Consider the following 20,328-nt stretch of genomic DNA (forward strand, 5'->3'; position numbering starts at 1 on the left):
CTGCTTAACCGCTATGTACTAATAGCGATTTTAGCCATGTCTGACGTAAAAGAACTCACGCAAGAAGAGCAACTCAAGCTGCTCAAAGATAAAATCAAAGATATACGGGTAGCCATGTTAACTACCTATACCGAAAATGACGGTTTACGAAGCCGCCCCATGGCTACGTCCGAACTGGAGGACGATGGTACGCTGTGGTTTTTCACTCGGGAACATTCCCGTAAAACCGATGAAGTAGAACAGGAACATCGCGTCTGCGTTGCCTATGCCAATCCGGAAGAAAACACGTACGTAAGCGTACAGGGACGGGCTAAAGTGGTGACCGATAAAGCCAAGATGGAAGAGCTTTACACGCCCGTTTTGAAAGCCTGGTTCCCGAATGGCATCGACGATCCGGAATTGTCTTTATTGAAAATCAGTATTGACGAAGCCGAATTCTGGGATAGTTCTTCAAGTAAACTGGTCAATGGTTTCAAAATGCTGAAAGCCGCCATTACCGGTACCCCATACGACGACGGATCACACGGTAAAGTGACTTTGTAGACACAAATCATTTTACTGCTATATACGCATAGCCATACGCTACGAGAAAATCAGCGAATGAGTACCGTGTAGAAACGCAACAAACCGTATTTCTGCACGGTACTGATTTTTATAATTTGTACCAGTCAAAAAAGAAAGTACTGCCTTCACCTACCGTAGAATCGATCCGGAACTTGCCACCCTGTTCCTCTACCAGTACTTTCAGAATATTCAACCCAACGCCCGTCTTGTCATCGCGGGTTTGTGAAGGAGCCTGACTTACGCCAAAAAGGGTAAATAAGTTCGACTGTTCTTGCAAACTAATGCCTGGACCATTGTCACGGACGTAGAACTCATAAAATTCATTTTTTTCCGTACAACCCACTTCTACTAAACCATTCGCTTTGTCGTTATACTTGATAGCGTTACTGATCAGATTCTGAAATACCTGCTGGAGTTTCAATTTCCGGGTCTGAAAACGCGGCATGGTACCGTTAATGGCTGTACGAATATTTTTGGGAGGAAATAGTAATTGGAAAATCTGCGTTACCATTTCCTGGACATCTACTTCTTCGATAGTTTGTTCCGACAAACTCTTCCGGGAATAATCCAAAATCTCCGAAATCATTCCTGACAAATGATACGAAGCTCTCTGCGATAGGCCGAGATACTCGCGAAGCTCTTCCTTATTCAAACCTTCCTCTTCATTTTGCATTTGCATCAGCGAAAGCATACCGATAACGCCATTCAGGGGCGACTTCAGGTCGTGAGCAACGATGTATACGAAGTTTTCGAGCTGCTTATTGGTTTTTCGGAGAGCGTCGGCGGTTTGTTTGAGCTGTGTCTGGTACCGATAAAGCTTTTCAAAAACGCTGACTTTTGCCTGCGTTACCCGAATGTCGAGCGGTTTCTGCAAGTAATCTACTGCTCCTTCGTCATATCCTTTCAATACGTACTGTTGCTCCTTATTGAGAGCCGTTACGAAAATGATGGATATATCGCGGGTTTTGGGATTCGATTTCAAGATACGGGCTACTTCGAAGCCATCCATTTCTGGCATTTGTACGTCCAATAAAATCAGTCCGATCTGCGGATTGCGTAACACTAATTTCAGAGCATCATTACCCGAAAGTGCTCGTAAGAATACTCGATTTTCCTGGGCCAGCATTTCTTCCAACGAAATCAGGTTTTCTTCCCGATCATCGACTAGAAGGATGACAAAGTCAGTTTGAACGTCGGTCATAGAATACGTTTATAGAGAAAAAAGACGGTTAATTAGTTCAGCAGGCTTCGCTACTTCAGCCTGAGGGACAACTTGCAGACCGGCCAGGGGCATGGCAGGAAATTCGCAGCTTTGCGGCTCCTGAACAATAGCCCGGCCACCCTGTTGAACGAGGTATGCAAGTCCTTGGGAACCATCCTGATTGGCCCCACTCAGTAAAATACCCATAGCCCTTGATCCGTATACGTCGGCGGCACTTTCAAAGGCTGGGTCAATAGCCGGACGGCTGTAATAAATGGCTTCCGAATAATCGAGACTGAAGGTACGATCCTGTTCGATCAGCAAGTGATAATTTTGCGGAGCCAGGTAGATTCGATTGGCTCGTACAAAATCTTTATCATTAGGTTCGATAACCTCGATGTTGCTGGAAAACCCCAGTACTTTATCCATTTCGCTGGGTACGGATTTCTGCCGGTGAATAACCAGTACCAACGCAAACGGAAAGTCTTGAGGCAACTGTTCAAGCAGTTGAATAATGACCGATACGCTACCCGCTGAGCCACCAACGACAACGATTTCGGGAGGAAGGGAATTCATGTTTAGTGCTGAACAGATCGGTTAATGTTTACGACGAAAAATTTTACTGGATTCGTTAATAGACTCAAATTCAGCCTGTATATCCATGAATAGGAGTGACTCTTTCATGCCCAGGGCCAGATACCCCAGCGGAACCAGACTGTCGTATAAGAGCCTCAAGACGCGATTCTGTAAGTTCTTATTGAAGTAAATCAGCACATTTCGGCAGCAAATGAGCTGAAATTCATTAAACATCTGATCCGTAACCAAATTATGCTGGGAAAAGACTACTTTCTGCAGTAACTCAGGCCGTATAACCACATGATCGGGATGGGCTTCGTAGTACGACGAAAAATCTTCTGTTCCGCCCGAACGTGTGTAATTGGCCGTATATTCTTTCATCGCGTTGAGTGGAATGATGCCTTTACGAGCTTTCTCCAGATTTGCCGGATTAATGTCCGTCGCGTAAATACGCGTTCGGTCGAGTAATCCCGCTTCTTTTAGCAAGATAGCCATCGAGTACACTTCTTCGCCCGTCGCACAGCCCGCATGCCAGATTTTAATGATGGGGTAGGAGGCCAGCCGGGGAATGACCGTTTCGCGAAGTTGCCGGTAGAAAACCGGGTCACGAAACATTTCTGTAACGTTGACCGTCAACGTTTGCAGGAACCAGGCAAAAAACGAAGCCTCATTAATCAGGTGATAACGTAATTCATACATGGTTTTCAGACCCGCTCGCTGCATGCAGTGCTTGACTCGACGGGTAAAGGACGCCCGTGAGTAATCGATGAAGTCGTAGCCATACTGTTCCCGAATCACTTGAATGATTTCGTCAATTTCGTGGGGTAAAATGTCGATCCCGTCATTCATACCTAATCATCGGTTGCTAACATAAAACGATCGCCGAGCTTAGCCCCGCGACAGCCAGACCCGTAGCAGCGATAACAATTGTTTGCTGTCTACCGGCTTACTGATGTAATCCGAGGCTCCAGCTTGTATACTTTTCTCACGGTCTCCCTGCATGGCTTTTGCCGTCAGGGCAATGATGGGCAACTCCTGAAACTGAGAGTCGGCCCGAATGTGCCGTATGGCCTCATACCCATCCATTTCAGGCATCATCACATCCATAAGAATCAGGTCAGTATCCGGGTTGTTGCGGAGTACTTCCAAGGATTCGCGGCCGTCTCCGGCTGTGATAGTATTCATCTCGTATTCTTCCAAAAGCGTACTTAGGGAAAAGACATTTCGCATATCATCGTCTACCACAAGTATCTTCTTGCCTTGCAAAGCCTTTTCCGCCATAACTACGGTTGCCTTTGGTACTACGGGCTGGCTTTCTACTTTAAACAAAAACAGTTCCAGCTCATCGAGCAGCCGATCTTTGGCCAGGGGCGAATTTCGGATAATGACATCCGATACTTTTTTGAACCGTGATTCTTCCGAGGGGGACAAGTCCTGATCCAGGAAGAGAATGAAGGGAATCTGGTGCGTACCCAGGGCCGTATGCAGTTGTTCAAGGGTATGGAGTACGGCCTCGGAAGCCTCACCCGCGTCCATAAGCAGGCAATGAAACTCCTGATGCTGGAAGCGTAAGAGAGCCTCCGGAAGACTCGTCACGAACTGCGCATTAATCTGGAAATCTCGTTCGGCCAACCAGCCCGTCAGTGACTGGCTACGAAGTTGGGTACCCGTCAGTACCAGGATTTTTTTCTCACTGCTGGGTAGATGTTCGGCAATCCGAGCGAATACGGCTTCAAAAGCATCTTTGGAAGCCGTTTTACTCAGAAACGAGACGGCCCCCTGGAGCGTATGGCGGGGTTCGTCACCGGCTGAAATGATATGCACCGGAATCGGCTGAAGGGCTGGGTCATTTTTCAGGGTTTTCAACATGCTCCATCCATCGGTATCAGGCAGGAAAATGTCGAGTAGGATGGCCGCAGGACGGTACGTACGGGCGTAGTGGAGACCTTCCGCCCCTGTTAAGGCAATCACGGTTTTGTAGCCGCGGGCCTGAGCTAAGTCGCGTAATCGTTCGGCGTACACCGCATCATCTTCAATGATCAGTAAGGTATGATCACCCCGAACCAAATCCTGCCGATCATCGGGAACCTGCGTTTGTTCACGCGGTTTGTCAAGACTCAGTAAAGGGGGCTCGGTTTCTAATACGATGGGGCTGACGGATTCTTTAGGCATCACCGTTCCCTGAGCGGGTAGATACAGCGTGAACGTACTGCCCCGACCCGTTTCACTGTTTACGCGGATTTCGCCGCCCAGCAATCGCGAGAGCTCCCGACAGATGGACAGTCCCAGACCCGTACCGCCAAATTTCCGGTTTGTCGAGCCGTCGGCCTGTTGGAAAGCCTCGAAAATGAGTTTTTGTTTTTCGAGAGGAATCCCAATACCCGAATCTTCAACGCTAAAGGCCAGTACTTCCGGAGCTTCGCTCAAATTTTGCTCAAAAAAGCCGGGTTGCGGCTGAATCCGTTGAACGCTGAGTTGAATGGTACCACTCCGGGGGGTAAACTTAAACGCATTGGACAGTAAGTTTTTGAGAATCTGTTCAATACGTTGGTAATCACTATAAAACGATTCGGGCGTGGTGTCGTCCGTTGTAATGCGGAAGCGAATGCCTTTGTCGTCGGCCAGTACGGAAAACAAATCCTGCATATTCCGCAGAATACTGGCGGTTTTCACTTCTTCGATCAGAATATCAATTTTCCCGGCTTCAATTTTCGACAGATCCAGAATATCATTGATGAGATTAAGTAAATCGGTTCCGGACCGGAAAATAACCTGAGCATGTTCGATCTGTTTTTCGCTAAGATTCCCGGCTTTATTATCAGCCAGCAGGCGGGCCAGAATCAATACGCTATTGAGGGGCGTACGCAGTTCGTGCGACATATTCGCCAGAAACTCGGACTTATACTGGCTGGACTGCTCCAGTTCGCGGGCCTTTATAGTCAGGGATCGTCGGGCCGATTCGATGGCTTCATTCCGTTCTTCCAGTTCAACATTGACCTGCCGGAGTTCTTCTTCCTGTACTTTCAGTTCTTCCTCCGAAGCCTGTAGTACTTCTGCCTGTCGCGTAAGCTCCTCGTTGGCCTGCTTTAAAGTCTCCTGTTGTTCCAGTAAGGTGTCGGTCTGTTGCTGTACTTGACTCAGCAACTGGCTGTTTGATTCCTGACTTATACTGGCGTCCAGAGCAACGGCAATGTTATTACCCGCCGTTTCTAGTAGTAACAGAGAAGATTCACTGAACGTACCGAAGGCAGCTAGTTCAAGCACCCCTTTCAGGTTCGATCCATTCCAGAGAGGCATAAAAAGCACTTCACCGGGTTGTAAAGCCCCCGTACTGGATTGGAATTGCCAGAACTCTGGTGGAACATTTTGAATACGCTGGATATGTTTCGAGGCAGCGGCTTTACCCAATAAGCCCGAACCTAGGGGCCATACCGTAGCCGTATGCGAAGGCAAACCTACGGAGGCTCTTCGAATTAGACTTTTTTGGTCAAGCACATAGAGGGCTCCGGCGGGGACTTCTAGGTACGCCGTTACTTCCTGAATAATGCATTGAGCCAGAGAGTCTAGGTCGTGGGTCACCTGTAAGCTGTCATTAATTTTAGAAACGCCCGTTAGTAGCCAATTTTTCTGAGCCGTTTCTTCATGAAGCTGCGAAAGATCATTCAGTCGCGACTTCAGTTCGTGCTGAGCTTCCTGGCGTTGTTTTAATTCCCGGTATACCACCAGAATTAGTAAGGTGGCAATGAGAATAGCCAACGTCATGGCTACCAGAATGGTGATACCAGCCGTACGGAACGCGGATTCCCGCTGACTTTCTCGACTCGTCAGCAAATTCTGCTCTACCGTAACTAGGTGATCCAGGTTGGTACGGACGGCATTGATGCGATTACTTTCGCGATTAACGGTTTGAATACTATGTACGGCGTTTTCCGGCAAGGTCCAGAACGTATACAACTGGCTAAGCTGATCCTCTACCGTCGCTAACCTCATCACCTGGGCCGGGTTATCGGCCATGAGCTGATTGAGCGTCTTCAGGTTCGACTCGATCTCGGTTCGGGCCGCACTGAAATCCGAAAGGGCGTGGGTATTTTCTTTATTAAGCCGATGGTCCCGCTGGGCTACCTGCATTTTTTGAATCAGGTCGCGGCTTTTTTCTAGCTGATTCAGGTTTCGGTAGGTATGACTTACCCAATCTGAATCTTCGGCCTGCTTGAGGAAGGTACTGTACGTGACAAAACCGGCAGTAATTAAAAGGGCGAGGCCCACGACAAACATAAGGTTGACGCGACTTCGAGCGGTTAGTTTAAGCATACTGGGAGCCAAGCCTGAAGGTGACGGTATGCTTAGCAACAGCAAAGTACGCCCTTAACGGTCTTATCTCATATAGGCAGAATCAGGTATTTTTTGACAAAAGATTAGCATGGATTAAGCAGATGGGCACTTTTAAGAAAAAATTGAACCTAGTAAAGATTTAATTGACTTTTAATTGAAAAATTTCCTTTGCTTTTAAAAGTTTATTTCAGGAATAGGCGAGCGATTCATAAAAATAAAGCTTAAAACATTTAATTCAGGGCATTTATCTATAACACCTTATCCGTCAGAAAAGGTTAATTACCAATGATTTCTATTGGTTCTTTAATGAAAATAAACAGACTCACTCGTTCTATAGGGGTGATGAATCGATCAAAGAATGAGGCGTAAATTCATACAAAAAAGCATCGGCTTACCGTAGGGTGAGCCGATGCTTTTTTGTATGAATTAGGTATTAATCGCGTAAATCAATCACTTCTACGCCTGGGTACTTACTCTTGTTGAAGCTAAACGTCTGATCGTTCACGGCGACATTGGGCGTGAACTTTGTAATCTTAAAGGTTTGGACCTTACCAGATTTATCAGTCAGCTGCCAGCCTTTAATGGACGAGTCGTTCTTATTAACGGTCATCCGTACTTTCGACACGTGAGCTGATTTGTTGGTAGGTGTCAGGTCAATCACAGCATTTCCGTCTTTCCGTTCTTCGACCAGTTTATACTGATAACCCTTCTTATAGATATTGTAAATAGTAGCCGGACTAAATTCATTGTTAGCCGGATCATTCGTAGATAAATTGACTTCGTTGGCTTCTTTTACGTAAGTCGCCACGGTTTTCCCATCGTTGTACACTTCCTGCCCGGCCAGTTTGAGATAGTATTTACCGCTCTTCGTCGTCAGATCGCCTTTCTGGGATTCACCCGCCGCTCCGTACGTAAAACCTACGTTAAACGAATTCAAAGCTTTGTATTTTTTGCTTACGCCATCAAGAATGGTGGCCGCTTTCGGGTCTTGAGCTTGGCTGAAAAAGGTACTGAAAAGGAATGCGTTTATAAGGGCAATTTTAAGAATTTTCATGGTCTAATGCGTTCATGGACTTCTTCAAAGATAAAAGAACCCTACCGGAGAAGGGTAGTAAGTCTTGTTAAAAATTGTGAACCAAGAATAAAGGAATGCATACGGTTCGATAAAAAAAGCGTGGCCGATATTGCTACCAGCCACGCTTTCAAAACGATTCAATGTATCTCACAACCGCAGTTCCTTGAAGAGTTCGTCCAGGCGTTCTTCACTTTGAATAAGTACCTCACGGGCTTTTGAACCTTCAAACGGACCCACCACACCGGTGGCTTCGAGCTGGTCCATGATACGACCGGCTCGGTTATAGCCCAGTTTCATTTTTCGTTGAATCAGCGAAGTAGAGCCCTGTTGATGAATGACGATCAGGCGAGCGGCGTCTTTAAACATCGGATCAAGCTGGGCCAGATCCACGTCTTTCTCGTCGTTACCAGCTTCATCACCTTCGAATTCGGGCAACAGATAAGCATCGGAATAACCCTGTTGCTCGCCAATGAAATCGCAGACGGCATCCACTTCCGGCGTATCAACGAAAGCACATTGCAAACGCGTCATGTCTGAACCCTGCAGGAAAAGCATGTCTCCCTGACCCACCAGCTGATCGGCTCCGTTCGTATCGAGAATAGTACGAGAATCCACTTTCTGGGTTACTTTGAACGAGAGACGAGCTGGGAAGTTGGCTTTGATTTTACCCGTGATAATATCCACCGAAGGCCGTTGCGTCGCCACAATCAGGTGAATGCCAATGGCCCGGGCCAACTGAGCCAGACGGGCAATGGGTGTTTCTACTTCCTTGCCAGCTGTCATCATCAAATCGGCCAACTCATCAATAACCAGCACGATGTACGGCAGGAAGCGGTGACCCTTCTCCGGATTCAGGCGACGTTCGATGAACTTCTGGTTGTATTCCTTCAGGTTACGGCAACCGGCGTTTTTCAGCAATTCATACCGCGAATCCATCTCCACGCACAACGAATTGAGTGTATAAATGACCTTCTTGGTATCGGTAATAATGGCGTCTTCAGTACCGGGAAGTTTCGCCAGGAAGTGCCGCTCAATCTTGCTGAACAGACTCAACTCCACTTTCTTGGGATCGACCAGTACGAACTTGAGCTGAGCCGGGTGTTTTTTGTACAGCAGCGAAGCCAGAATCACGTTCATCCCAACGGATTTACCCTGACCGGTGGCCCCAGCAATGAGCAAGTGGGGCATTTTAGCCAGATCCGTAACGAAGATTTCGTTGGAGATGGTCTTGCCCAGTACAACCGGAAGTTCAGCCGTGGATTTTTGGAATTTTTCGCTGGCTACCACCGCCCGAATACTCACCATTTCGCGGTTCTTATTCGGTACTTCAATACCGATGGTTCCTTTCCCCGGCATGGGGGCAATGATCCGAATACCCAGAGCCGCCAATGAAAGGGCAATGTCATCTTCCAGCGATTTAATCCGGGAAATCTTGACACCCGCCGAAGGTACAATTTCGTACAGCGTTACGGTTGGACCTGGCGTAGCCTTGATGCTGGCAATGCTGATGCCGTAATCGCTGAGGGTACGTAAAATGGTATCCTTCTTCGTTTTTAATTCTTCTTCCGAGACCTGAGCTTTATCGGCCGTGTACTCCCGCAACAACTCAACACTTGGGTACTGATACCGGGCCAGATCGAGCGTAGGATCGTACAGGCCCAGTTCTTTGATCAGGCTTTCGTTGGGTTGCGTATCTAATTTTTCTATTTTTTTTGGGGGCAGAACCTCTTCAGCCGGAGCCTTCTCAATGATAAAGTCGGGTTCCGGGGATTTCTCTTTCGGTACTTCCCGGCTTACTTTGGGAGCGGGAGGTGTATACGCTACGACTTCCTCCAGTACTGGTTCTTCCACGGGAACGGCCTCTACGGGCAGCGGAATCGGCGTTTCGAGTACGCGGCGAGCGTCTTCGGCGAGCCGGTTTACTTTTTGTAATTGCAGGTATTCCTGTTCTTCTTCGTCCGCTTCTTCCTCCGGCTCGTCGGGTTCGGTAATCACCGGAATGGGTTTCCGAAGTACCGGTTTGGGTTCTTCTTTCACCGGAGCCGGTTTCTCAATGGGTTTTTCCTCTTCTTCGTCCTCATCCAGCTCTTCTATTTCCTTAAATAAGTTCTTGAACGGATTGCTCACCGTCGGGCGGGGTACTTTCATGCCTTCTACTTTTTCGGCGACGTGCTCCAAGGAGTCAACCCGGTAAAAGTAAATGACGAACACAAACAACGCCGCCGCAATTACTGCGATGGAACCCCAACCGATCAGGTTATACAGTAACTGATTGATTAAGAGACCAACCCCACCCGAAAGTGTACTGAGATTGCTCTGCGAATCGGACCATAATACCACAAAACCTAATACCGCACTAACCCAGAGCATGTAAAAAATCGCCTGATAGGTAAGCCGTTTGAGCGGAAAAATTTCCCGGGAAAACGTAAGCTTAATTCCCGCTACCAATAGCACAGGAATGATGAGAAAGGAAGCAATGCCAAACCACTGGAATACAAAAAAGTGACCAACGATGGCTCCCGTCAGTCCCAGCCAGTTTTGTACTTTCTGACCTGAATCTTTCAAGGGTGTTTTGAACGCCGCTCCCACCACACTTTGATCGGCCTCACCCGAAATCAGATAAGAAAAGAAAGCCAGAAAGAGCAGCACCGCCAGTAACACCGTGAGTCCTCCGATGACCAGCCGCGTACTCGGGCCGGCAATCGTTGCCCGAAGGCTTTTCGAAGGCTTACTGGCGGGTTTGCGGAGAGGTTGTTTAGAAGAATCTACCTTTTTTGCCATGTATCACGAAACTATAAATCAGAATGCAAGCCCAGAGCCAGATTGGCGTATACCCAGAAAAGGTACGTCCGTTTAGGTTCCAAAATTTACAAAAGTAAACTGTTGAAATCCACTTCTGTTCTATAATATTTTATTTACTACTGATTGTCAAGCAAATAATTGCAAATACGCTTGGCCTGAGCAGGACCTTCGTAAATGAATCCTGTATACACTTGTATCAGGCTGGCCCCGGCCTGTAGCTTCTCCAAAGCATCTTCGGGGGAATGGATTCCACCCACGCCGATGATCGGGAAACTGCCTTTCGACTGCTGATGCAGGTAGCGAATGACTTCTGTCGAACGCTCTCGTACCGGCTTACCGGAAAGTCCACCTGCTCCAATGGCTTCGATCGTTTGCCGGGGCGTTTGCAGGTTTTCGCGGGAAATCGTCGTATTCGTCGCAATGACCCCCGCAATCCGGCTGGTTTGTACAATGTCAATGATGTCGTCGAGCTGACTATTCGTCAAATCCGGAGCGATCTTGAGCAAAATGGGCTTGGGCCGACTCTGTTTCAGGTTCTCGGCTTGCAGCGTCAGTAACAGCTCGGTCAGCGGTTCCTTCTCCTGCAAAGCCCGAAGGTTCGGCGTATTGGGCGAACTCACGTTCACGACAAAGTAATCAACCGTATCTTTCAGTTCATGGAAGCAGGCCAGATAATCGTCTACGGCTTTTTCGTTGGGCGTCACCTTATTCTTACCAATGTTTCCCCCAATAAGTACGCGACTTCTGCGTCGGCGGAGTTTTTCGGCGGCAGTCCGGGCTCCTTTATTATTGAAACCCATGCGATTAATCAGGCCCTGATCGGCCTTCAGGCGAAACAGCCGCGGACGGTCGTTGCCAGGTTGGGGGCGGGGCGTTACCGTACCGATCTCCACAAAACCGAAGCCGAGGCAGGAAAGCTCGTCTACTAATTCGGCATTTTTGTCGAAACCAGCCGCCAGACCTACCGGATTTGGAAATCGAATGCCAAAGACTTCCCGCTCCAGTCGCGGGTCCGTTACCGTAAAGATTTTCCGGCTTAACGCAGGAACGAACGGTATTTTAAAGCTAAACTTCAGGAAGTTGAACGAAAAGTGATGAATCTGTTCAGGATCGAAACAGAAGAGCAGCGGGCGAATCAGAGCTTGGTACATGGGACAAAAATACGCACTTTGCAGCTATGAAACCGCTGCTTGGGTTGATCCTTTTCTTGACTTTTTCCTTTACGGTCGGGGCTCAGCAAACCCTGAGAGGTCGCGTACTGAACGCCGACGACCGTAAACCCTTACCTTTTGCGAACGTTTTTCTGGCCAATACCACCCGCGGTACTACCACAAATGAGGCGGGTGAATTTACTTTAAACCAACTTCCAGCGGGTACGCTTGAACTGGTCGTCTCGTACGTGGGCTACCAAACCCAGACACAAACGATCCAAACCGATAATCGGTCAGCTTCGCTGGAGATTCTACTTAAAGCCAATCCCGAATTATTGGCTGAGGTGAAAGTAAAAACGAAACGCGACAAGCACTGGAAACAACGATACGAACGCTTTGTGAGTATGTTTCTGGGGGCAACCGAAAACGCCCGGCAGTGTACCATTCTGAATTCCGACGTACTCTGGATTACGGAAGATTCCACCAAACAATGGCTAACGGCCGGAGCCCGCGAGCCTTTGATTATTGAAAATCAGGCACTGGGTTACCGCATCAAATACCAGCTTGAAGGATTTTCCTATCACCGGACCCAGGGCTACGTTTCGTACCTAGGCTATCCAGTGTACGAAGAATTGCCCACGACGAGCTCCGAAACGATGAGTCGCTGGAAACGCAACCGCAATCGGGCCTACTACGGATCACTCACGCATTTTTTGCGAAGTCTGCATAACGGTACACTGGCCTCTGAAGGATTCATTGTACAACGAATGGCAAATCCTGCCCATTCTCCCATGAACGCTCTGGCTTTGGCGGGTAAAAAGCTGAGTCGATCCGAAGTGGATCGGTACCGTAGCTATCAAGTACTGGAAGAACCCTTACGAAGCGACGACCTGCTGGTAAAGCGATTACACACTGCCGAACAGAGTATCATGACTTTTCCGGGAGCCATCCAGGTGACATACACGAAAGAAATGGACTTTCCCAGCCGACCCGGAATGAGTCAGCGTCCGCAGACGAGTGTCATTGAATTACTGAGTCAGATGGTCCGCATTCAGGCAAATGGGCAATATTTTCCGTCGCTAGATCTGCTCGTATCCGGTTATTTTGTTTACGAAAAAACGGGCGATTCGTTGCCCTTTGATTTTCAGCCATATCCGTAGACGTAAGGTGGGAATCGCTACAGACATGAATGTTTTTAAGAACGGAAATGTTTAATAGTTGAAGCCTTCACCGATTCCTTGGTCAAGCTTTTTACGCCGTAGAAAGAAGAGCCTTTCGCTCAGACTTCATTGAAAACCAATTGTCTTATGCAAACGTATCAAACCTTAGCACCAGCCTACGTAGAATTGTTAACCAAAGCCGTAGGTCATAAAAACAAGCTCGAGTATTTCAACGAATACCGAGAATACAAGGCCACCGGAGCCCCCTTTAAAAACGTTGTGAAAAATGAAACCGGAGAATTTCTGGAACTGGCCACGGGTGTAGAGATTCCTTTGAGCCAAATCATTAGCTTAAACAACGTATTTTTCCCCGGTTACGAGGACTACGAAGAAGTGCTCGGTATGCGTTGTAGTCGATAAATAGGTGCTTTTTAAAAAAAGCACTTTAATTTAGACGCTCCTATTAGAACGCATCGAAGGGGTACGGGCTGCCAAGGTTCCGTACCCTGCTTAGCATTTATTCTCGACCTATGAAGTATTTTCTGGGGATTGAAATTGGCTCGGGCAAGATTCATTTAGCCGTAGCCGATGAAACATACACCATCACTGAACACATACGCCGGGATGTAGTGCCGGGGAATACTGCGGAAGATCTGAGAGCCCAGATCGAGGAAGTCATCGATGATTTGCAGACCCGCTATCGGTTTTCTTCAATGTGCGTAGGTTTTGGGGGGCCGGTAGATTGGCGGCAGGGGAAAACCATTCAATCGTACCGCATTGAAGGTTGGAAAAATTTTGATTTATCCGATTGGCTGGAAGATCACTTGCATTGTCCGTCTTGGGTAGAGAACGACGCCAACCTGGCTGCCTTAGCCGAGGCCATTCAGGGAGCGGGTAAAAACTACGCTACCGTATTTTATCTGAAACTCGGGCACGGTATTGGGGGCGGCCTGATTCAGAAAGGGCAAATTTATCACGGAGCCCGACCCGGTGAATCAGAAATTGGAAAGATACGGCTCGATCGCTCTGGTACTACGCTGGAATCCGTTGCTTCCGTACGAGCCATTATCCAACGCATTGAAGAAGAAGTTGCTAAACAACCCGATGGCCCACTGGCTCAGGCGGTGGCTGCTGGGCAAGGCGTTTCCTACCTAATTCAGGCCCTGGCAAATGGTGATTCACTGGCCGAACAATTGCTCAATGAAACGGCCGATCAATTAGCCTTTGCTCTGTCCCACGTTGTTCATCTGTTTCACCCTGACCTCATTGTACTCAGTGGAGGCGTTCCTGAACTCACGGAAAAGCTGAGTCAGGTGATCGACCAAAAGCTTTCTGCGTACGTCATGGAAGCCTTTCTTCCCTTACCCAAAATAGCCCTGGCTCAGTTACAGGACGAAGCCGTGGTAAGAGGAGCATTGCTCGTCGCCCGGCAAAATAGTTATTTATAAAAAAAGGCCATAACGCGAGTTCTGGCCTTTTTTATGACTTTACTCTGTGGCCTGTTCGATACGTTCGGATGCCCTTAATAATGAATCTTCGCTTCGTTCCTTTTCCACTCGTCAAAGGCTGCCTGAGCACCTTCCGTCGGGAGGTGAATCATGGGTAGACCACGTTCGGATGGCGGCAGGGCTACCTGCTCATAAATAAAGGAGTCATCAAAACCAGCGTCGCTGGCTTGTTCATGCGTGCAGGCGTAATACACGCGATCGGGGCGAGCCCAGAAAATGGCTCCCAGACACATGGGGCACGGTTCGCAGGAAGTGTACAGTTCACAACCCGACAACTGGTGCGTGCCTAAATACGTACAGGCTTCCCGAATGGCAACAATCTCGGCGTGGGCCGTGGGGTCATGGCTGGAGGTAACGCGGTTATGTCCGCGTCCAATGATTACCCCGTCTTTCACAATAACGGCACCAAAGGGACCGCCTAGTCCGGCCCGTTGGCCCTGAAAGGAAAGCTCAATAGCTTCTTGGATATACTGATTCATGGCTAAAATTCATAAACAGTTCATATAACTAAAATAAATACAGACGGTTTTCAGACCATTGATGAAAGTTAAAATCCATTCATCCGTTCTTCCGCACGTAAGCATGGCACAGGATTTGGGCCTTCTCCGGAAAATCCCTAGAATTGCCTGTGATTCAACTTTTATCCTATCTATTCATAGACTACAATGGACTATCAACCACTGCCTCCTTCGCAACCGCCCATGAGTGAATCCGATGCCCGTACCTGGGCCATGCTGGCTCACCTGAGTAGCATCGTGGCTAGTTTCCTGGGGGGACTTTCGTTTCTTGGCCCCCTCATCGTTTGGCTGATTTACCGCGAGCGTTCTACGTACGTGGACTACCACGGCAAAGAGGCCCTGAATTTTCAGATTCTCATGTCGATCGCCTTTGTGGGTTGTATCATTCTGGGAATACTGACCTGCGGCGTAGGGCTAATTATCTTACCCGTCGTTGCCGTGCTTGATATTGTCTTTGTAGTCATTGCGGCAATCAAAGCAAACAACGGTGAGTATTATCAATATCCTTTCAACTGGCGGATCGTAAAGTAGTAGCCAGCGGTTCAAACAAGAAGAGCCATCAACCGTCGGTTGATGGCTCTTCTTGTTAAGAAAACCCTCTTACTTGGGTTTAGAAAACTCCTGACGAGCCTGGGCTGCGGAGGCTTCATTGGTGAAAATTCGGGTTTCGCGACGGCGAATGGCCCACCAGATGCCAAGCAAACCAAACAAAACGGCCGGAATACTGAGTAGCTGACCGAGGTTGTACGTCATCTGGTCTTCAAACGTTACCTGGTTCTCTTTGTAAAATTCATACACGAAACGCAGTACGAATACGACGACCATGAAAAGTCCCGTAAGTATACCTTGAGGCAGACTGGTTTTGTATCGATTCCAGATGGAATACAACACAACACAAAGAATCAGGCAGGAAATGGCTTCGTACAACTGAGCCGGGTGTCGGGGATCGGGTGAAAATTCGGTGTTGTTTAGGAAGACAAAGGCCCAGGGTACATCCGTAACCTTTCCTACAATTTCCGAATTCATCAGGTTGCCCAGACGAATAAAACAACCCGCGAGGGCTACAGTAATCACGATTCGATCGGAAATCCAGAAGAAATTGATTTTTTTGGAACGGGCGAATAGGTAGAGTCCCGTGATAATACCCACCATGGCTCCGTGACTGGCCAGACCCGCGTACGGCGGCAACAGCATTTCCTTGAACCATTTCCAGGGATTGGCAAAAAACATGGGATACTCGTAGAAAACGTAATGTCCAACCCGGGCTCCAACCACCGTAGCCAGTACCATGTATAAGGTTAGGGTATCAACCCATTCGTCGGGTAAACCTTCTTTCCGAAAAATGTGCAGAATAATTCGCTGACCGACCAGGAAACCCAGAGCAAACAGTAATCCATACCACCGAACCGAAAATGAACCGATGTGGAAAATCTCTGGGTTTACGTTCCAAACAATATAGTTGAACATGTAAAAGTTAGTTTCAGGCGGTAAAAATAGAGCCTATTTCTGAGGATGAGTTGGCTTTGGTGAATTATTCACTAGCGAAGGATGATCTTTCGGGTAATTTTTCCGGAACTCGCCGTTTGAATCTGAACCAGATACACGCCAGTAGGCAATCCTCTAAAATCGAGTTCATACCGATTGGTGCCATTGGAACGGGCTTTACCCAGCCATTGACCGAGCAGACTATACAGATGCACCTCCGCCTCGGCCGTCGTCTGGATCGTTACGTAACGATCCGTGGGATTGGGTCCGACCCGTACAGTCTCCGTGCCCGTATCGGGCGAAGGCGGCAACTTCTCCGAACGATTCAGTAGCAACCGCAGGCCACCGGTATTCGTGCCTGCTACAATATCGGGCAATCCATCCTGATTGAGGTCCGCTACGGCTAGCGAAGGAACACCGCCAATTTTTAAGCTCGTAACCGCATTAACGGGCGATTGTACCGAATTAGAATCCGCTGAAAGGGTTGTTTGATTAAGAAAATCGTGGAAAACTTTCAGGGAACCATTATCGTAGGCCGTCAGCAGGTCCAGTCGTTCGTCGCCGTTGACATCCGCTGCAATTAGTGAGAACCCCCGGTTGGTAAAATCATCCGTCTGGCCACCGTACGACTTGGTTTCCAACTGATACGTGGGCTGGGTAGACGTGCCCGTGTTGCGGTAATATTGAATGCCACCGTAGTAGGTGCCGATCAGCAGGTCAATGCGTCCGTCCCGGTTCACATCAAGGTACAGAGGAACCGAACCCGCGTAGAGGTCATTCGGGAGGGGCAACGCCGTAAGCTCGTCCGGATTGAGCTGAAAAGCTCCGGTCTTACCACCTCGGTTAGGAATGTACCGAACGATGGAGCCGGCTGGCGTCTGAGCCATGAAACCTAAATCGGGAATACCGTCACCGGTTACGTCACTAACAAAGATGTTGACATTGGTAACCAACTGGTTCTGTCGGTTCTGTAGCTGCGTGGCCAGCCCCAGATAATCATCCGTTTCAAGCTGGAATTTAGCCTGTTGAGGGGTACCGACATTGCGGAATAGAGCGATGCCACCCCGGTACGTTTGCCCGGAGCGAAAACCGGCATATCCCACCAGTAAATCGGCGTCGCCGTCGCCATCCAGGTCGGCCAGAGCAGTAGTCGTATTTTCGCCCAGGTCCACCATATCTTCCTGTAAAAAATTCTCTTTCCGAAAGATCAGACCTGAGCCCGTACTCTCATAAAGCCAGGCGGTCCGGCGAAAGTCATTGGCCTTGAGCTGATCATTGGAGTAGACATTCGGAGCAGCCAGCAGATCGGGTTTCCCATCAAACGTGACGTCTTCCAGGAACGTGGCCGGAAATACGCCCATATCAATCGGTTTTACCGAAGGAAACAAATAGTCAGCCTGCGTGAATCGAGCCTTTTCCCGCGTGCCCGCATTGGGCATGTACGCTACGTGGGAATCTTCGATGTAACTGTAAAAGAAGTCTTTCACGCCATCTCCGTTATAATCCCAGAGCAAAATACTATTGCCTGCATGCAGGGGGCGACCCCCCGGATTGTTCTGGACGGCTGGACAATCGCCTTCGCCAGTTTCGCAGTTCATATTGAAGCAGGCATCTCCGTACTGTCGCTTGATGAAGTTTCCCCAGCAAAAACCAACTTTCTTGAAGGTCAAACCGGCCTTGCCCGTTCGTTCGATGCTCATGTTCTGGTGGTATTCCGCAAAGTCGCCCGCAATGTCAAAGATGACCAAATCCAGATCGCCGTCCCCGTCCACGTCATCAATCCCGGGTACGTCCGTGGAAGGCACCTGCATATTTACCTGACCCGAAAATCCTTCGGTATACAGTGGATCGAACAGCAACTGCCAGCGGAAACCAGAAGGAGCTGATACATTTTGATACACTTTAATTCCCGACGGCGTATGGGCGAACAAATCCTTGCGGCCATCACCATCGAAATCACGAAGAAGCATCCAGCTTTCTAGTTCGGGGAAGTACGCCTCGTAGAGGGGAGCGTGTCGCCAGGTGTAGGAGCCATTACCCGTGGGCTGGGCCAGAAAGGTGGAAATTTTTCGACTGGTTCGATCAAAAATTACTAAATCCTCGACCTGATCCTGATTTAAATGCATTTTGGAAAACTGCGGAGCATTCAGTCCTCCGGCCCAGGCATTGGGCAGGATTCGACCCTGTACGGTAACCTGAACCGCAGTATCCAGTTCAAAGGAAAACTTCTGAGCATGGGCCTCAAAAGAAAGAAATGAAACGAGCAGCCCCAGGCCCGTCAGCAGGTAACGGTTTTTCATTGCATCTTTGTCACATCAGTTCAACAACGAATGGAAAATACATTTAGCGTTTCGGGTGGAGAGTTTTAGCCGGGAGAGCTACGAATTCCAAACCCAAAACTTCAAACGATCTATACATGATTGCAGACCTTTATCAAAAGTACCTGACTTGCAGCAGTGTTTCGATTGATACCCGCAAAATTGAGCCCGGAGCGATGTTTTTCGCGTTAAAAGGGGAAAAATTTGACGCGAATACCTTTGCCGCCCAGGCCCTGACCAACGGAGCTGCCTATGTGGTGATGGATAATGCCGAGTACGCGACCGACGAACGTTGTCTGGTTGTGCCCAATACGCTTCAGGCCTTGCAACAACTGGCTTTGTATCATCGGCGTACGCTGACCATTCCCGTCATCGGCATTGGCGGATCTAATGGCAAAACGACGACTAAAGAGCTGACCCACCGCGTACTAGCGAAACGATTCCGGACGTTTGCTACACCCGGTAATTATAACAACTACATCGGCGTACCGCTTACCCTGCTTTCCATGCCGATAGGTACAGAAGTCCTTATCGTAGAATTGGGAGCCAACCAGAAAGGCGATATTGAAGAATTGGTGAACATCTGCGAACCCGGTCTCGGCTTGATTACCAATATTGGAAAGTCACACTTGGAAGGTTTTGGTGGCTTGCAGGGGGTACGCGAAGGGGAGGGGGAACTCTACGATTTTCTGGTACAGACCAACGGCCTGATCTTCTTTCATGCTCAGGATGAAACGCTGGTGAGTATGCTGGAAGAACGGGGAGCAAAGAAATTCAACCTGATTCCTTACCGCGACGACGTTCAGTTGCTGGAAACCAACCCGAACGTGGTGTATGAAATAGGCGAACAACGCGTGGAAACGCACCTGATGGGAGATTACAACTTCATTAACATGCGGGCTGCCCTAACGCTGGGCCATTATTTTGGCGTGGCTGAAGCAGATATGCACGCCGCCATTGCGGGCTACGTGGCCGAAAATAACCGCTCCCAGATTCTACAGAAAGGTTCGAATACCATCTGGCTGGATGCGTATAATGCTAACCCAAGTTCAATGGCCGCTGCATTAAAGAATTTCGAAGCTCTGGACGCGAAGAAAAAATTGGTCATTCTGGGCGACATGTTTGAACTGGGCGAAGAAGGGCCCTCCGAGCACGAGCTGATGGGAAAACTGATTGCCGAATGCCACTTTGATTACGTACTTCTGGCGGGACCGCTCATGCAGAACGCCCTGAAATACCTGCCCCGGGCGTATTACTTCCCCGATAAATTCGGCCTACACGTCTGGTTGGAGGAACATCCCATGACGGATACGCATTTCCTCATTAAAGGTTCTCGCGGTATGGGACTGGAGAGTACGCTGGGGATGATTGGGGGAGGGGAGAGTTCATAGTTTTGAGCCGCAGCAGTTTTCAGTTTTTAAGGTAAAACCCGGTAAAGGTAGCGGGATGGGTTGTCCGTAGCATTGGCTACGGACGCAAAAGTTGGTAGGCTGTGCCTACCGGCCAGGACGCACCCCGCATTGCAACGGGGCTAATCAAATTGAACCCCTGCGGGGTTAGGTGGCGGTTTATAAAGTAGTATTTGCCCTGCTCATCCCGATTTTAAACCGTCATGGAATGATCGGGGTGGAATGGTTT

General features: G+C 48.7%; 16 protein-coding genes. 6 read left to right on the forward strand and 10 right to left on the reverse strand.

Translation table 11 applies throughout. The features are described 5' to 3' along the window. Positions 1-36 precede the first annotated feature (36 nt). Complete coding sequence (locus tag C5O19_RS04285) at positions 37-543, forward strand: pyridoxamine 5'-phosphate oxidase family protein (RefSeq protein ID WP_104710053.1); 507 nt, start codon at positions 37-39, stop codon at positions 541-543. 109 nt (positions 544-652) lie between these two features. Here the strand turns inward: C5O19_RS04285 and C5O19_RS04290 are convergent, their stop codons facing one another. The 7 genes from C5O19_RS04290 to C5O19_RS04320 form a co-directional block, all read right to left on the reverse strand. After that, positions 653-1,765: a sensor histidine kinase gene (locus C5O19_RS04290; protein WP_104710054.1), complete on the reverse strand. Its 1,113-nt coding sequence runs from the start codon at positions 1,763-1,765 to the stop codon at positions 653-655. Between the two features lie 9 nt (positions 1,766-1,774). Then, entirely contained in the window at positions 1,775-2,341 is a 567-nt protein-coding gene (locus tag C5O19_RS04295; protein ID WP_104710055.1) for a chemotaxis protein CheB, read from the reverse strand. A 21-nt stretch (positions 2,342-2,362) separates the two neighbouring features. After that, positions 2,363-3,190 (reverse strand): CheR family methyltransferase, encoded by an 828-nt coding sequence (locus C5O19_RS04300; protein ID WP_104710056.1) that lies wholly within the window; start codon positions 3,188-3,190, stop codon positions 2,363-2,365. Positions 3,191-3,229: 39 nt separating this feature from the next. After that, positions 3,230-6,652, reverse strand: a complete 3,423-nt coding sequence (locus C5O19_RS04305; RefSeq protein ID WP_104710057.1) for a response regulator — start codon at positions 6,650-6,652, stop codon at positions 3,230-3,232. Between the two features lie 454 nt (positions 6,653-7,106). Continuing rightward, the gene (locus C5O19_RS04310) at positions 7,107-7,727 is read right to left on the reverse strand and encodes a LolA family protein (protein ID WP_243406323.1); all 621 of its coding nucleotides are present in this window, start codon (positions 7,725-7,727) and stop codon (positions 7,107-7,109) included. Between the two features lie 168 nt (positions 7,728-7,895). After that, complete coding sequence (locus C5O19_RS04315; protein ID WP_104710058.1) at positions 7,896-10,529, reverse strand: FtsK/SpoIIIE family DNA translocase; 2,634 nt, start codon at positions 10,527-10,529, stop codon at positions 7,896-7,898. A gap of 137 nt (positions 10,530-10,666) precedes the next feature. Further along, positions 10,667-11,701, reverse strand: coding sequence for a quinone-dependent dihydroorotate dehydrogenase (locus C5O19_RS04320; RefSeq protein WP_104710059.1), 1,035 nt, complete (start codon positions 11,699-11,701; stop codon positions 10,667-10,669). A 26-nt stretch (positions 11,702-11,727) separates the two neighbouring features. On the opposite strand from C5O19_RS04320, the gene C5O19_RS04325 reads away from it, so the two are divergent. The 3 genes from C5O19_RS04325 (at position 11,728) to C5O19_RS04335 (ending at position 14,309) form a co-directional block, all read left to right on the forward strand. Then, positions 11,728-12,861 carry a carboxypeptidase-like regulatory domain-containing protein gene (locus C5O19_RS04325; protein WP_104710060.1) on the forward strand — a complete coding sequence of 378 codons (1,134 nt, stop codon included), beginning with the start codon at positions 11,728-11,730 and terminating at the stop codon, positions 12,859-12,861. 147 nt (positions 12,862-13,008) lie between these two features. Further along, positions 13,009-13,281 (forward strand): hypothetical protein, encoded by a 273-nt coding sequence (locus C5O19_RS04330; RefSeq protein WP_104710061.1) that lies wholly within the window; start codon positions 13,009-13,011, stop codon positions 13,279-13,281. Positions 13,282-13,391: 110 nt separating this feature from the next. After that, a complete protein-coding gene (locus C5O19_RS04335) occupies positions 13,392-14,309 on the forward strand; it encodes an ROK family protein (protein ID WP_104710062.1) in 918 nt (305 codons plus the stop codon). 74 nt (positions 14,310-14,383) lie between these two features. Here the strand turns inward: C5O19_RS04335 and C5O19_RS04340 are convergent, their stop codons facing one another. Then, positions 14,384-14,848 (reverse strand): nucleoside deaminase, encoded by a 465-nt coding sequence (locus C5O19_RS04340; RefSeq protein ID WP_104710063.1) that lies wholly within the window; start codon positions 14,846-14,848, stop codon positions 14,384-14,386. A gap of 186 nt (positions 14,849-15,034) precedes the next feature. On the opposite strand from C5O19_RS04340, the gene C5O19_RS04345 reads away from it, so the two are divergent. Continuing rightward, positions 15,035-15,418 carry a DUF4870 domain-containing protein gene (locus C5O19_RS04345; RefSeq protein ID WP_104710064.1) on the forward strand — a complete coding sequence of 128 codons (384 nt, stop codon included), beginning with the start codon at positions 15,035-15,037 and terminating at the stop codon, positions 15,416-15,418. Positions 15,419-15,487: 69 nt separating this feature from the next. Here C5O19_RS04345 and lgt read toward each other — a convergent pair whose 3' ends face one another. Further along, positions 15,488-16,354, reverse strand: coding sequence for a prolipoprotein diacylglyceryl transferase (gene lgt / locus C5O19_RS04350; RefSeq protein ID WP_104710065.1), 867 nt, complete (start codon positions 16,352-16,354; stop codon positions 15,488-15,490). A 71-nt stretch (positions 16,355-16,425) separates the two neighbouring features. After that, positions 16,426-18,672 carry a T9SS type A sorting domain-containing protein gene (locus C5O19_RS04355; RefSeq protein WP_104710066.1) on the reverse strand — a complete coding sequence of 749 codons (2,247 nt, stop codon included), beginning with the start codon at positions 18,670-18,672 and terminating at the stop codon, positions 16,426-16,428. Between the two features lie 116 nt (positions 18,673-18,788). On the opposite strand from C5O19_RS04355, the gene C5O19_RS04360 reads away from it, so the two are divergent. Then, on the forward strand, positions 18,789-20,081 hold the full coding sequence (locus tag C5O19_RS04360) for a UDP-N-acetylmuramoyl-tripeptide--D-alanyl-D-alanine ligase (protein WP_104710067.1): 1,293 nt from the start codon (positions 18,789-18,791) through the stop codon (positions 20,079-20,081). Positions 20,082-20,328 lie beyond the last annotated feature (247 nt).

The sequence above is a fragment of the Siphonobacter curvatus genome, from assembly GCF_002943425.1.
Classification (GTDB): domain Bacteria; phylum Bacteroidota; class Bacteroidia; order Cytophagales; family Spirosomataceae; genus Siphonobacter; species Siphonobacter curvatus.